The sequence below is a fragment of the Pseudomonas machongensis genome, assembly GCF_034961125.1.
Lineage (GTDB): Bacteria > Pseudomonadota > Gammaproteobacteria > Pseudomonadales > Pseudomonadaceae > Aquipseudomonas > Aquipseudomonas machongensis.
In genome coordinates this window covers 117758-130414 of record NZ_JAYFUI010000187.1, presented here as the reverse complement: position 1 = coordinate 130414, position 12657 = coordinate 117758, and the positions used below count along the sequence as shown (strand labels likewise).

Annotated in this window: 14 protein-coding genes and 1 pseudogene; 10 read left to right on the top strand and 5 right to left on the bottom strand. The window is 64.0% G+C overall.

Annotation, left to right across the window (positions count from 1 at the left end):
* The first annotated feature begins 423 nt into the window (after positions 1-423).
* The 8 genes and pseudogenes from VA602_RS19650 to VA602_RS19615 all read left to right on the top strand — a co-directional run bounded on the left by VA602_RS19650 (position 424) and on the right by VA602_RS19615 (position 6505).
* Positions 424-1620 (top strand): PepSY-associated TM helix domain-containing protein, encoded by a 1197-nt coding sequence (locus tag VA602_RS19650; protein ID WP_197891524.1) that lies wholly within the window; start codon positions 424-426, stop codon positions 1618-1620.
* A pseudogene (locus tag VA602_RS19645) lies at positions 1617-2160 on the top strand (thiamine pyrophosphate-binding protein). Before VA602_RS19650 ends, VA602_RS19645 begins: the two are co-directional and overlap by 4 nt.
* Entirely contained in the window at positions 2160-2480 is a 321-nt protein-coding gene (locus tag VA602_RS19640) for a hypothetical protein (protein ID WP_054893234.1), read from the top strand. The pseudogene VA602_RS19645 and the gene VA602_RS19640 overlap by 1 nt, the downstream one beginning before the upstream one ends.
* Positions 2477-3046, top strand: coding sequence for a DUF6162 family protein (locus VA602_RS19635; RefSeq protein ID WP_323454045.1), 570 nt, complete (start codon positions 2477-2479; stop codon positions 3044-3046). The genes VA602_RS19640 and VA602_RS19635 overlap by 4 nt, the downstream gene beginning before the upstream one ends.
* A gap of 15 nt (positions 3047-3061) precedes the next feature.
* The gene (locus tag VA602_RS19630; RefSeq protein WP_054893232.1) at positions 3062-3964 is read left to right on the top strand and encodes a metal ABC transporter substrate-binding protein; all 903 of its coding nucleotides are present in this window, start codon (positions 3062-3064) and stop codon (positions 3962-3964) included.
* Entirely contained in the window at positions 3961-4707 is a 747-nt protein-coding gene (locus VA602_RS19625; protein WP_323454044.1) for a metal ABC transporter ATP-binding protein, read from the top strand. The genes VA602_RS19630 and VA602_RS19625 overlap by 4 nt, the downstream gene beginning before the upstream one ends.
* Positions 4707-5606, top strand: a complete 900-nt coding sequence (locus VA602_RS19620) for a metal ABC transporter permease (RefSeq protein WP_054893230.1) — start codon at positions 4707-4709, stop codon at positions 5604-5606. Before VA602_RS19625 ends, VA602_RS19620 begins: the two co-directional genes overlap by 1 nt.
* Positions 5603-6505, top strand: a complete 903-nt coding sequence (locus VA602_RS19615; protein WP_323454043.1) for a metal ABC transporter solute-binding protein, Zn/Mn family — start codon at positions 5603-5605, stop codon at positions 6503-6505. The genes VA602_RS19620 and VA602_RS19615 overlap by 4 nt, the downstream gene beginning before the upstream one ends.
* A gap of 148 nt (positions 6506-6653) precedes the next feature.
* On the opposite strand, the gene VA602_RS19610 is transcribed toward VA602_RS19615, so the two are convergent.
* Both VA602_RS19610 and VA602_RS19605 read right to left on the bottom strand, forming a co-directional pair.
* Positions 6654-6977 (bottom strand): hypothetical protein, encoded by a 324-nt coding sequence (locus VA602_RS19610; RefSeq protein ID WP_323454042.1) that lies wholly within the window; start codon positions 6975-6977, stop codon positions 6654-6656.
* A gap of 252 nt (positions 6978-7229) precedes the next feature.
* Entirely contained in the window at positions 7230-8144 is a 915-nt protein-coding gene (locus tag VA602_RS19605) for an AraC family transcriptional regulator (RefSeq protein WP_323454041.1), read from the bottom strand.
* Between the two features lie 334 nt (positions 8145-8478).
* On the opposite strand from VA602_RS19605, the gene VA602_RS19600 reads away from it, so the two are divergent.
* A complete protein-coding gene (locus VA602_RS19600; RefSeq protein WP_323454040.1) occupies positions 8479-9213 on the top strand; it encodes an SDR family oxidoreductase in 735 nt (244 codons plus the stop codon).
* A gap of 99 nt (positions 9214-9312) precedes the next feature.
* Here the strand turns inward: VA602_RS19600 and VA602_RS19595 are convergent, their stop codons facing one another.
* The 3 genes from VA602_RS19595 to nikR all read right to left on the bottom strand — a co-directional run bounded on the left by VA602_RS19595 (position 9313) and on the right by nikR (position 10996).
* Complete coding sequence (locus VA602_RS19595; protein WP_323454039.1) at positions 9313-9864, bottom strand: P-loop NTPase family protein; 552 nt, start codon at positions 9862-9864, stop codon at positions 9313-9315.
* 64 nt (positions 9865-9928) lie between these two features.
* The gene (locus tag VA602_RS19590) at positions 9929-10480 is read right to left on the bottom strand and encodes a GNAT family N-acetyltransferase (RefSeq protein ID WP_323454038.1); all 552 of its coding nucleotides are present in this window, start codon (positions 10478-10480) and stop codon (positions 9929-9931) included.
* Positions 10481-10576: 96 nt separating this feature from the next.
* Complete coding sequence (gene nikR / locus VA602_RS19585) at positions 10577-10996, bottom strand: nickel-responsive transcriptional regulator NikR (protein WP_063544420.1); 420 nt, start codon at positions 10994-10996, stop codon at positions 10577-10579.
* A gap of 142 nt (positions 10997-11138) precedes the next feature.
* Here nikR and nikA point away from each other — a divergent pair, with 142 nt between their 5' ends.
* Positions 11139-12656 (top strand): nickel ABC transporter substrate-binding protein, encoded by a 1518-nt coding sequence (nikA, locus tag VA602_RS19580; protein ID WP_407682519.1) that lies wholly within the window; start codon positions 11139-11141, stop codon positions 12654-12656.
* The last annotated feature ends 1 nt before the right edge of the window (position 12657 follow it).

The window sequence follows — 12657 nt, the reverse complement described above, 5'->3', positions numbered from 1 at the left end:
TTTTCTTGGAAAAAAGTAGGCAAAAACCGCCTGCTCCCACATACGGCCCCTGCGCTGCGCTCCGGGGTTCCCTCGCGCCGGCGCCTTCCGGGCCTTCGCGGACTCCGACTTGCTGCGCAAGTCTACTTCTCGCGACTTCGGCGGGACGCCGAAGGGCGCTGCGCGCCAGGGCCCTACAGACGCCTCTGCTCGGCCTCCTGAGGTCGCGATGGGTGGTGGCTGGGCTATCGCGCGCTTAGAAGCAAGGGCAAGGGCAAGGGCAAGAGCGGGAGCGGGAGCGGGAGCGGGAGCGGGAGCGGGAGGGAGCTTGAAACATTTGCTTGCATTTGAGGCTTCAGGTTTTTGATTCTCATTCGTCCTATTAGATGCAGCCTTCAAGGTTGAGATGAAACTCGACCGCAATTTTCCTCAGAAGAACGACTGATGGCCCGACAAATTAAAAAATCCAAGTCCAAACTGTGGTTTCTGGTGCACAGTTGGCTTGCCCTGCCGATCTGGTTCTTTGTGCTGATCGTCTGCTTTACCGGGATGCTTGCGGTGGTCAGCCAGGAGATCGTCTGGTTGGCGAACCCCGACGTGCGCGCCAGCCAACCGGACAACAACGCCGAGCGGCTGAGCTTCCAGCAGGTCTTGAGTGCGCTGAACAAGGCAGAACCGGACATGGCGGTGCGCTTCATCAGCCAGCCGGATGGCTCGCACTTCGCCCTCGAAGCGGCAGTCACCTACCCCGACGGCACGTCGCCGACGCTCTACGTCAACCCCTACACCGGCGCCATCCAGGGCAAGACCCCCGACTTCAACTTCCAGGCCTTCACCCGCGCGCTGCACGGCTGGTGGCTGGTGCCGTTCACCAACGGCTATAGCTGGGGCTGGTACCTGGTGTCGTTGCTTGGCCTGCCGATGCTCGCTTCGCTGGTCACAGGGCTCGTGGTGTACAAGAAATTCTGGCGCGGGTTCTTCAAGCCGGTACGCACACAGCATGGCTCGCGGATCTTCTGGGGTGACCTGCACCGCCTGGCCGGGGTGTGGTCGATCTGGTTCATCGCGGTGATTTCGATCACCGGCACCTGGTTCCTGATCCAGGCCATTCTCGGCGACAACCACGTCACCATTTCCACCGAGCCGATCGTGCCGGTCATCGCTCGCGAGCAGGTGCCACAGAGCCCCGACGGCAATCCGGTGCCGCGTATCGACCTGGACGAGGCCGCCCGCATCGCCCAGGAGGCCATCCCCGGCCTGGACATCAGCTTCATCACCCTGCCCGCCACCGCCTACAGCCATATCAGCATGGGCGGGCGTGGCTGGTACCCGTTGATGTTCCAGACCGCCGAGGTCAACCCGTACACCCGCAACGTCGACAGCCAGTTCCTGCTCGGCGACCGCTCGACCCTGGAGTTCGTCACCGAATCCATGCGCCCGCTGCACACCGGTGACTTCGGTGGCCTGCCGATCAAGCTGATCTGGTTCTTCTTCGGCCTGGTACTCACCCTGATGGTGCTCAGTGGCCTGCTGATCTGGACCAAGCGCACCGCACAGGCCACCGCCGCGGCCCTCAAGCGCAGCGAGCGTCCGGCGCGCGTGCGCAGGCATGAAGACACCCCCGTGGAGGCCCAGCCATGAGCCAGACCCAGACTCAAACCCTGCCGCCCAGCGGCCTGAAGCAGTGGTGGCTGAAATGGCGCTTCCACTTCAACATCCTGCTGATCCTCATCCCGCTGGGCTTCATGCCCAAGTACTTCGCCGATGCCAGCCTGTTCCGCGGCGACAGCGGCCTGGGCGCCAACGTGGTCAAGGATATCCAGGTCGACCGCTGGCGCCTGGACCTGGCCGAGTTGCGTGACGAAGCGCCACGCGCCGACGGCCCGGCCGGGCACTTCAAGGTGTTCAACGCTGCGCTCTGCCAGACGTGCACCGAGGGCGCCAAGGCCATCTACCTGCGCATCGGCAAGCCGCGCAACCTGCGCGCCGCCGGTTCGATCTTCTTCGGCTCGCCCTACCGCATGAGCACCTCGCTGCCGATCCCGCCCCCGCACCCGCCCAGACGCCGAGATCTGGATCACCATCGAAGGCTGGGACGGCAGTATGCACCAGGCATCCGTACCGCTGGCCAAGGCATCGCCGGCCACCGTCGCCTGGCTCGAGAAACAAGGAGGCAAATGATGAAACACCTGTTGCGCAGGCTTGCCCTGCCCCTGCTGACCTTCACCGCCCTGCCGGCATTGGCGCACAACCCGATGTGCGACTGCGTATCGGTGGCGGGCGATCAGATCACGTGCACCGGCGGCTTCTCCGACGGTAGCGGCGCGCCGGGGGTGACGCTGGATGTGATCGGCTACGACGAGCAAGTACTGGTCGGCGGCAAGCTCGGCGACGACTCGACCCTCACCTTCAAGCGCCCCGACGGCGAGTTCTACGTGCTGTTCGACGCAGGCCCCGGCCACGTGGTGGAAGTCGACCATGCCGATATAGGCGCGCCATGAGCCGCGCCCAGGTCATCCGCCCGGCCGGCGCCGGGCACGAAACCCTCTATGTGCTGCTGGCCGCCGTGCTGATCGCCGCCCTCGCCGCGACCGTGGTCGGCCTGCGTGGTGAACGGGTCGACGAACAGACCATCGCCAGCCACCAGATCGGCGCTCGCCGTGACCTCAACGCCGCCGAACAGGGCGTCTACACCGACCTGCACGTGGCCACCGAGGAAATCCTCGCGCTGCGCCAGGAAAACGGCCAGGCGCCCGCTGTGCAGGCATTGGCCGATGATGCGCTGCCGCCCTTCGTCGACGACACCAGCAGTGCCAGCCGGGGCCGCCATCAGTGGCAGTGGCTGGACAGTGGCGCCTACCTGGGTTCGAGCCAGGACGCCGACGTTGCCGGCAGCTTCCTGTTGATCCTGCCGCAGGCCGACACCGCACCGGCCCAGGTGTGGCTGCGCCGCGACCGCAGCACCCGGGCCCCCGACGATCTTGGCCAGGCCGCGCTGATCGCCGCCGGCTGGCAGGAAATCGTCAGCCACTACGACGCCGGGGTCACCCGCGAACACCGTCACTGAATCAAGGACCGCGCCATGCTCCGCTCCGCCCTCGCCTTTCTCCTGGCCTGCCTGCTCCCGGCACTGGCCCTGGCCGACAGCGGCAAACCGCTGCGCATCGGCATCACCCTGCACCCCTACTACAGCTATGTGAGCAATATCGTCGGCGACAAGGCCGAAGTGGTGCCGCTGATTCCCGCAGGCTTCAACCCGCATGCCTATGAGCCACGCGCCGAAGACATCAAGCGCATCGGCACCCTGGACGTGATCGTGCTCAACGGCATCGGCCACGACGACTTCGCCGATCGCATGATCGCCGCCAGCGAAAAACCCGACATCAAGACCATCGAGTCCAACCAGAACGTCCCGCTGCTGGCCGCCACCGGCATCGCCGCGCGCGGCGCTGGCAAGGTGGTCAACCCGCACACCTTCCTGTCGATCAGCGCCAGCATCGCCCAGGTCAACAACATTGCCCGCGAGCTGGGCAAGCTCGACCCGGACAACGCCAAGTTCTACACCCAGAACGCCCGCGCCTATGCCAAGCGCCTGCGCGTGCTGCGCGCCGAAGCCCTGGCCAAGGTCACCGAGGCACCGGGCGCGGAGTTTCGCGTGGCGACCATCCACGCCGCCTACGACTATCTGGTGCGCGACTTCGGCCTGGAGGTCACCGCCGTGGTCGAACCGGCCCACGGCATCGAGCCGAGCCCGGCGCAGTTGAAGAAGACCATCGACCAGCTCAAGGCTCTGGATGTGAAGGTGATCTTCTCGGAAATGGACTTTCCCTCCGCCTACGTCGAAACCATCGAGCGCGAATCCGGGGTGAAGATCTACCCGCTGACCCACATCTCCTACGGCGAATACACCGCCGACAAGTACGAGGTGGAGATGAAGCGCAACCTCGAGACCGTGGTCAAGGCCATCCAGGAGAACCGCGCATGACCGCCGCGGCCAACCTGGTCAGCGCCCAAGGCCCGCGCATCGACTTCGCCGGCATCGACCTCACCCTTGGGCGCACGCGCATCCTCGAGCAGGTGAGCTTCAGCGTTGCCGCCGGCAGCGTGCATGCCATCGTCGGCCCCAACGGTGGCGGCAAGAGCTCGCTGATCAAGACCCTGCTCGGGCAGATGCCGCACCAGGGCCAGTTGACCCTGCACTGGCCCAGCCACCGCGAGGTGATCGGCTATGTGCCCCAGGCGCTGGAGTTCGACCGTGGCCTGCCGATGACCGTCGATGACTTCATGGCCGCCATGTGCCAGCAGCGCCCGGCGTTCCTCGGGCTGTCGCGCCGCGTGCGCCCCGACATCGACGCCGCCCTGGCCAAGGTCGGCATGCTCGACAAGCGCAAGCGGCGCATGGGCGCGCTGTCCGGCGGCGAGCGCCAGCGTGTGCTGCTGGCCCAGGGGCTGATCCCGGAGCCGCAACTGCTGGTGCTGGACGAACCCATGTCGGCGCTGGATGAAGCCGGTATCCAGGTGTTCGAGCAACTGCTGCACGGCTGGCGCCAGGCCGGCACCACGGTGCTGTGGATCGAGCACGACCTTGAAGCGGTACTGCGCCTGGCCGACCGCGTCACCGGGCTGAGCCGCAAGCTGCTGTTCGACGCCCCGCCCGCACAGGCCCTGACCCCGGAGCGCCTGCTCGGGCTGTTCTCCGTCCACCCGCGCAGCGAGAGCCTTGCCTGATGAGTTATGAAGCCTTCCGCCAACTGGTCCAGCAATGGGCCACCGCTGGCTACCTGCCCGAGGCCCTGGCCTATGGGTTCGTGATCAACGCCTTGATCGCCGGCCTGATGATCGGCCCGGTGCTGGGCGGGCTCGGCACCCTGGTCGTGGTCAAGCGCTTTGCGTTCTTCTCCGAGGCCGTCGGCCACGCCGCCCTCACGGGCGTGGCCATCGGCATCCTGCTCGGCGAGCCCTATACCGGGCCCTACGGCAGCCTGTTCGGCTACTGCCTGCTGTTCGGCATCCTGCTGAACTTCCTGCGCAACCGCACGGGCCTTTCACCAGACACCCTGATCGGCGTGTTCCTCTCCGTCTCGCTGGCCCTGGGCGCCAGCCTGCTGCTGATGCTGGCCGGCAAGATCAACGTGCACATCCTCGAGAACGTGCTGTTCGGCTCGGTGCTCACCGTCAGCCCCCACGACCTGCTGGTGCTCGGTATCGTTGCCGTGCTGGTGCTGGCCCTGGCCCTGCCGCTGTACAACCGCATCATCCTCGCCAGCTTCAACCCACAGCTGGCGGCCGTACGCGGCGTGGCGGTGAAGACCCTCGACTATCTGTTCGTGGTGCTGGTGACCCTGGTGACCGTGGCCTCGGTGAAGGTGATCGGCGCCATCCTGGTCGGTGCGCTGCTGGTGATCCCCGCCGCCGCCGCGCGTCTGGTCAGCCAGTCGCTCAAGGGCTTCTTCTTCGCCTCGGTGCTGATCGCCACCCTCAGCACCTTGCTCGGCATCCTGCTGCCGATCGTCTTCGACCTGCCCGTGCCCTCCGGCGCTGCAATCATCCTGGTGGCCGGTGTGTGCTTCGCCCTCGCGGCCCTCGCCCGCGCCCTCGTCCCCCGCCTGCAAGGAAACCCGGCATGAACCTTACACTCAAACGTCTCACCCTGGCCCTGGTCCTGGCCGGCGCGCCCACCCTGGCGCTGGCCGCACAGCCCGCCAGCAGCGCCGCAGCCACGCAAGTGCTGACCACCCTGCCGGTGACCCACAGCCTCGCTGTCGCGTTGCTCGACGGTACCTCGGTGCAGCTCAAGCGCGCGGCACCGGCCAACCTTCCAGCCAGCCGCCAGCCGTCGTACTTCGAGGGACGTGGTGGCGCGAGCCTGCAGAAGGATGCACGGCAGGCCACGGCGGTGATCGGCGTGCGCTCGATCTGGCATGACGACCCGCTCTATCCCATGGCGCGGCGCAGCAACATCCGCATCGTCGAGATCGACGCCGCACGCCCGGTCGATGGCGCCCTGCCCGGCATCGCGGTGGATGGCGACAATGCATTCGCCAGCTATCCCTGGTTGAACCCGATCAACCTCGGACGCATGGCGGATGTGGTGGCCAACGACCTGGAGCGCCTGTCCCCCGCCGACAAGGAGAAGATCCAGGCCAACCTGGCCGGGCTCAAGCGGCAGATGCTTGAGCTGACCTCCAGCAGCCAGACGCGCCTGGCCGAGGCGGATAACCTCAGCGTGGTGAGCCTGTCGGAGCGTTTGGGGTACCTGGCCAGCGGGTTGAACCTGGATGTGGTGTCGCAGGCACTGCCGGCAGATGGCAAGTGGGATGAAGCGGCGCTGAAGGCGCTGGGAGAGGCCCTCAAGACGCAGGATGTGGCGTTGGTGTTGCACCATCGTCAGCCTGAACCAGAGGTGCTCAAGGTGATCGAAGCGGCAGGCGCCAGGTTGGTGGTGATCGAGAGCGATCCGGAGGATACCGTGGCGGGATTGAAGAAGAGTGTCGATGAAGTTGTGAAGATATTGGTAAAAGGTTGAAGGAGGCGTGGCGGGATTGTTTTTTTGGTTTAGGCCAGACCATTACAGTGCCGGGTACCCGCCATTATCAAAAGCCCGAATTAATGCAAATTCGGGCAAATGCAGAATCATCAGCTGCCTCGCTTCAAATGTTGTCGGAGCGGGGCTTTTAAGTGTTCACAGGGCCAATGATGATCGTGACCGGGTCTGAGAGAATACTTTCTTCTGAATCCGGATCAAACAATCCCCACTGCAATTGATAAACGCCATCAGGGCCCAAGCTGGAGGCTGGAATATCAAGGACAATCGGTGCAACCCAGTCCACAGGCACCGGCACCTGAAATATTAAATTCCAGTCCAAATAAACTCCAACATTCAGAGTAGGCAATGCTTCCTGGGTGGGCCTCACCTTTAATTGAAGACCGGATGACCGATCCGGCAAATAATACTGAACATTCAATGCTTCGGGCAGTGGAAAATCATAGGCTTTCATTGCAACCTCACAAAATAGGAAATTGAAAAATTAAAACCCTTAGCTTCCAATCTGGCACTCAACGAACGCTGCACAGACAGTCGAAACTTTGGGAAGTTGGCGCCCCAAAGCATTCCTACGGAGTAGGCATATAGATCAGAAACTGCACCTAGCTATATCACACGCCTTAACGCTTGCGCACCTGACAAAATTATCAGGTAACTTCCCGCCGGGGCCTGCTCATCCAACATGCTTTTCTGGGCCAAGCACGCCCTACGTCCTGCGAACCAAGCCGATATCCCGAGACGGCGCACACCCAAACTGGCGGCTGTACTCGCGACTGAACTGCGATGGGCTTTCATAGCCGACCCGGTAACAGGCGCTCGACACATCCAGCCCCTCCCCCAACATCAGCCGCCGAGCCTCCTGCAGGCGCAATTGCTTCTGGTACTGCAACGGGCTCATGGCGGTGACGGCCTTGAAACGGTGGTGCAAGGTCGAGCTCCCCAGATTTGCGATCCGTGCCAGCTCTTCGATGCGCAGCGGCTGGGTGTAGTGGTTGTTCAACCAGTCGATGGCCTTGCTCACGCGCCGAGTCTGCGAGTCGCCCATGGCCAGCTCGTACAGCCGGCGCCCATGCACGCCTCGCAGCAGGCGGTAGTGCAGTTCGCGCAGTGCCAATGGCGCGAGCATGCCGATATCCCGTGGCGACTCCAGCAACCGCACCAGACGCAACATGGTTTCCAGCAGCGACACATCGATCTGCTCGAGAAATAACCCGCGCTCGGGCTCATCCGGTACGCCCGCGGGCGGCGCATCGGCGATCACCTGGGCAAGCTCGGTCGGCTCGAAGTCCAGGCGAATGCACAGGTAAGGCGCCTGCGCGCTGGCCGTCAGCACCCGACCAGACACCGGTAGCGTCACCGATACCACCAGGTAGTTGAGGGGGTCGTACAGATAACGGTCCTCGCCCAGGCCCACCTCTTTCTGCCCCTGCACGATCAGGCACAGCGCCGGTTTGTGCACGGTATGGATGATGTCTGACGGCGCATCCATTCGAATCACGTGCAGCGGCGCGATGGCGGTTTCGTAAACGCCCGGAGCGTTAAAGCGCTCGGTCAGCGAGCGGACGAGTTCGCCACGGTACAAGGCAGTGGTTTGCAGGAGAAAAGCATCGTTCTGCGCCATTCAAGGGCTCTCGCATGTCGGTATTTGGCGTTGTATCACGGTCTTGGTGTGACGGCAGACCATTGGGGCTACCTGGCGGCTTCGCCAGGGCCAGGCACCCATTGTCCCCCGCGAAAAGCACCGGCGTTAGGTCGAAACTGTCGCCGAGTTGCCTGATCCTTCCGTTCCGGCGCGCGGCACGGGGCTGTGCGGATCACCGACACGAATAGGCAAAGGTCGCGCAGGTTTCGGCACGCATCGTACCGCCCCACAACCTTAGTCTTTTCTCCGTACCCAGCAGGAACGTCTGCCTTCCCTGCAGACGCCTGAACCTTCATGTACAGGAGATACGCACATGTCCAACATCAACGGCAAAGTCGTCCTGATCACCGGCGCCAGCAGCGGCATCGGTGAAGCCGCCGCCAGGCTGATCGCTGCCAAGGGCGCTCACGTGGTACTCGGCGCCCGCCGTATCGATCGCCTGCAACAGCTGGTGAGTGAAATCCGCGCCGAAGGCGGCTCGGCAAGTGCCCGCGCACTGGACGTGACCGACCTCGACTCCATGCACGCCTTCGTCGAATTTGCCAAGGCGCAGCATGGCAAGGTCGATGTGATCATCAACAATGCCGGGGTAATGCCACTGTCGCCACTGAGTTCGCTGAAGGTCGAGGAATGGAACCGGATGCTCGACGTCAACGTGCGCGGCGTACTGCACGGCATCGCCGCGGTGCTCCCGGGGATGGAAGCGCAGGGGCATGGTCAGGTCATCAACATCTCGTCGATCGGCGGGCTCTCGGTCTCCCCCACCGCCGCAGTGTATTGCGCGACCAAGTACGCCGTCCGGGCGATCTCTGATGGCCTTCGCCAGGAAACCGACAAGATCAGGGTGACGGTGGTGTGCCCTGGGGTGGTGGAATCGGAGCTGGCCGACACCATCACCGACGACACTGCCCGCGAGGCCATGAGGACGTTCCGGCGCGTGGCGCTGGAGGCCGATGCGATTGCACGGGCGCTGGTCTATGCCATCGAGCAGCCGGACGATGTGGATGTCAGTGAGCTCGTGGTGCGGCCGACTGCCAGTCCTTATTGAGGACGCCTGAGCGAAGGGGGGTGGGTCGACGGGGTGGATGCGGAAAGCTGTTCATGAGGCGTCCGCCGCCGCCTGTTACAGGCTATCGAGCCGATCTGCTCAGCGCTGCTGACTACACCGCTCAACCCGCCCCTTCAGCGGCTCCATGCTTGCGAGAAAAGCCCTGGTATCCCGGTTGGAGCGCAAGCACACCACCCGGCAACCCGCGGGTGCGCTTGCCGCAAGTTGCTCCATCTTCATTCGCGCCGAGCGTCTGGTCTGCCACATGAACGTGAAGAACGCCGGCAAGTTGGCCAGCCGCTCCGGGCAGTCGTGCGGCAGGTCCGGCCGGGACTGCCCGTGATAACGCAGCGCTCTGCTCAGCACCCGCCAGAATCGCAGCGACGCCGAACGATCGATCCAGATCAGAAGATCCGCACGAGCCAGTCGATTGCTCCAGGTGGTTGAATGGCCACCTTCGAATATCCAGCGATCACGCGCCTCGACCTCATGGCACAACCGTGTCTTCTCGTCTCGGCTTCGCTCGACCCAGCCTGGCTGCCAGTGAATGGTGTCGATGTGCACGACCGGCAGCCCCGTGCATTCGCCTAGTTTGCGCGCCAAGGTGCTCTTCCCGGAGCCGGGTTGGCCGACAATCATGATCCGTTGCATCGAAGCTCCTTTTCGCCATGCCTGTTGAATGGGGCGCGCGATTCTACGGAAATGTCCGGCAGCGTCAACCCAAGGAGCGGGCGAGCCAATCACGGCGTGTCATCTCCCATATCTCGACCTCAAACGGCCCGGAGACGAAATGCCCGTCGCGCCTGTCCACCAGGCGCATGCCTTCATGCTCCGACACTTTTCGAGAGGCGTGATTGGCAACGGCCTTGGGCACCTGCATGACGGGGCGAGACAATGTCTCGAACCAATAGGCGTTGACCACCCGGCAGGCTTCGCGCATGTAGCCCTGCCCCCACCACTGCGGCGCAAGCCAGAAACCCCGGTTGTTCCCGGGTTGGTCGTACAGGCTGATGCTGCCGATGATGGGTTGCTCTGCGCCGCGCAGGCGGATCATCCAGTGCCATTCACGGCCCGCCGCCATGGCCGGTAACGCCATGTCACGCACGTAGACCAACGCGCCGTCTTGCGGATAGGGCCAGGGCACACGGCGATCGAGATAACGGACCACCTCCCACTGGGGAAACAACTGCTGGATCGCAGGCGCGTCTTCCAGTTGAAGGGGGGTGAGCACAAGGCGTTCTGTATACAGCGTCGCGAGGCAATCCATGGCGGTCGTTCCTGAGTACCGTTATGCCGAGGCCTTGATGGTCCGGGATTGAACCGCCGGTGTCGAGCGCAGAAGGGATGAGTCAGCTCGGCGCATTCATCGCGTCGTTGCAGGAGGCAGTGGCGCCGGTATCACTTGCACCTGTCCATGCTCCACCCCGCGCTCGACCATCAATTGACGCGACAACTCGCCGATACGCCCACTGGGGCCCTGAAGCACCGAAACCTCCAGGCAATGTCCTGCATCCAGGTGCACGTGCAGCGTCGAGCGGGTCAGGTCGTGGTGCGCGTGCAACGTCTGGTTGAGGCGCTTGGGAAGCTCACGCGTGGTGTGGTCATACAGATAGCTGACCACCGCCACGCAGGGGTCATCTTCCGGCAAGGCTTCGGCTTCGCGCAGGCCGTTGCGCAGCAGGTCGCGGATGGCCTCCGAACGCCCTTGATAGCCCTGCGTTTCAACCCGTCGATCGATCAGACCGAGCAGCTCTTCATCCAGAGTGATGGTGATCCGTTGCATTTTCACTTCCAGTAAGATGATTTTTAATAGACATCATACCCACCGCTCTTTAGCCTACGGCCTCCAACGAAGTGGGGGACGCAGTGTGAAGCAGCAGCCTGGCAAACGAAAGCCTGCCCTGTGGGGCATTGTTCTTCTCGCGATGAGCGCCTTCGCGCAGGCCGCCGCCCCCACGGCGCCGGGTCAGACACTGGTGTACTCGTGGCCGGTCAACGCCGGCCCCATTGACCCGCGCGGATATGCGCCGAATCAGATGTACGCCCAGGCCATGGTCTACGAACCGCTGGTGCGCTACACCCACGCCGGCACCGTCGAGCCGTGGCTGGCGACGGGCTGGAAAGTGTCCGAGGACGGCAAGACCTACACCTTCACCTTGCGCGACGGCGTGCGTTTCAGCGACGGTACGCCGTTCGATGCCGCGGCCGCCAAGGCCAACCTGGATGCGGTCCTGGCCAACAGCCAACGCCACCGCTGGATGGAGCTGGTCAGCACCCTCGACCATGTCGAGGCCCCCGATCACCTGACCTTGCGCCTGGTGCTCAAGCACCCTTACTACCCGACGCTGATGGAACTGGCCCAGGTCCGTCCGATGCGCTTCGGCGCCCCTGCAGCCAAGCCCGGCCAGCCAGTCGGGACCGGGCCCTGGATGCGGGTCGAGTCGCGCCTGGGCGAGTTCGATCGTTTCGTGCGCAACCCTTACTACTGGGGGCCGCAACCGGCCTACGGCGAAGTCATGGTGAAGGTCATTCCCGACCCCAACAGCCGTGCCCTGGCCTTGCAAGCCGGTGAAATCGAGTTGATCCAGGGTGCCGCCGGCGAGATCAGCGCCGCCACCTTCGTGCGCCTGCGCGACCAAGGCTACGCCACTGCCCTGTCGGCGCCGTTGGCTACCCGCACGCTGGCCATGAACACCGGCCGTGGCGCCACTCGCGACCTGGCGGTGCGCCAGGCGATCAACGAGGCGGTGGACAAGCAGGCGATCATCGACAAGATCCTCTACGGCCTGGAGCCGCGGGCTGACACCCTGTTCGCCAGCAACATGCCGTACTCGGACATCGGCCTGAAACCTTATCCATACGACCCTGCGCAGGCCAAGCAGGCGCTAGAGTCCGCAGGCTGGACACTGGCTCCCGGTGCCAGCGTGCGCAGCAAGGGCGGCGAGCCGCTGTCGATCGAACTGGTGTTCCTCGGCACCAGTGCCTTGCAGAAAAGCCTGGCTGAAGTCCTGCAGGGCGAGTTGGCCAAGGTCGGTATCCATATCGAGTTGCGGGCCGTTGAAGAAGGCGCCCTGGTGCGGCGCCAGCGCGAGGGTGACTTTGACATGATCTTCGCCGACACCTGGGGCGCCCCGTATGATCCGCATTCGTTCGTCAGTTCCATGCGCTATGCCGGCCACGCCGACTACATGGCCCAGCGCGGGTTAGCGATGAAGGATGAACTGGACCGGCGCATCGGCCAGGTGCTGGCCAGCACCGACGAGCAACAACGCGCCGAGCAGTACCGCTTCATCCTGACCACCCTGCACGAGCAGGCGGTGTACTTGCCCATCTCCCACCTCACCGCCATCAGCGTGCACCGCGATTCGGTCGATCACGTCGAATTCGGCAGCACCTTGTTCGATGTGCCCTTCGAGGCCATGACCCCCAAGCAGGCCCACTGAC

Coding starts and splice junctions, on each gene's coding strand:
- VA602_RS19620 (WP_054893230.1), top strand. CDS start 4,707: ATGAGTTATGAAGCCTTCCGCCAACTGGTCCAGCAATGGGCCACCGCT.
- VA602_RS19625 (WP_323454044.1), top strand. CDS start 3,961: ATGACCGCCGCGGCCAACCTGGTCAGCGCCCAAGGCCCGCGCATCGAC.
- VA602_RS19610 (WP_323454042.1), bottom strand. CDS start 6,977: ATGAAAGCCTATGATTTTCCACTGCCCGAAGCATTGAATGTTCAGTAT.
- VA602_RS19595 (WP_323454039.1), bottom strand. CDS start 9,864: ATGCAACGGATCATGATTGTCGGCCAACCCGGCTCCGGGAAGAGCACC.
- VA602_RS19615 (WP_323454043.1), top strand. CDS start 5,603: ATGAACCTTACACTCAAACGTCTCACCCTGGCCCTGGTCCTGGCCGGC.
- nikR (WP_063544420.1), bottom strand. CDS start 10,996: ATGCAACGGATCACCATCACTCTGGATGAAGAGCTGCTCGGTCTGATC.
- VA602_RS19640 (WP_054893234.1), top strand. CDS start 2,160: ATGAAACACCTGTTGCGCAGGCTTGCCCTGCCCCTGCTGACCTTCACC.
- nikA (WP_407682519.1), top strand. CDS start 11,139: ATGAGCGCCTTCGCGCAGGCCGCCGCCCCCACGGCGCCGGGTCAGACA.
- VA602_RS19650 (WP_197891524.1), top strand. CDS start 424: ATGGCCCGACAAATTAAAAAATCCAAGTCCAAACTGTGGTTTCTGGTG.
- VA602_RS19635 (WP_323454045.1), top strand. CDS start 2,477: ATGAGCCGCGCCCAGGTCATCCGCCCGGCCGGCGCCGGGCACGAAACC.
- VA602_RS19600 (WP_323454040.1), top strand. CDS start 8,479: ATGTCCAACATCAACGGCAAAGTCGTCCTGATCACCGGCGCCAGCAGC.
- VA602_RS19590 (WP_323454038.1), bottom strand. CDS start 10,480: ATGGATTGCCTCGCGACGCTGTATACAGAACGCCTTGTGCTCACCCCC.
- VA602_RS19630 (WP_054893232.1), top strand. CDS start 3,062: ATGCTCCGCTCCGCCCTCGCCTTTCTCCTGGCCTGCCTGCTCCCGGCA.
- VA602_RS19605 (WP_323454041.1), bottom strand. CDS start 8,144: ATGGCGCAGAACGATGCTTTTCTCCTGCAAACCACTGCCTTGTACCGT.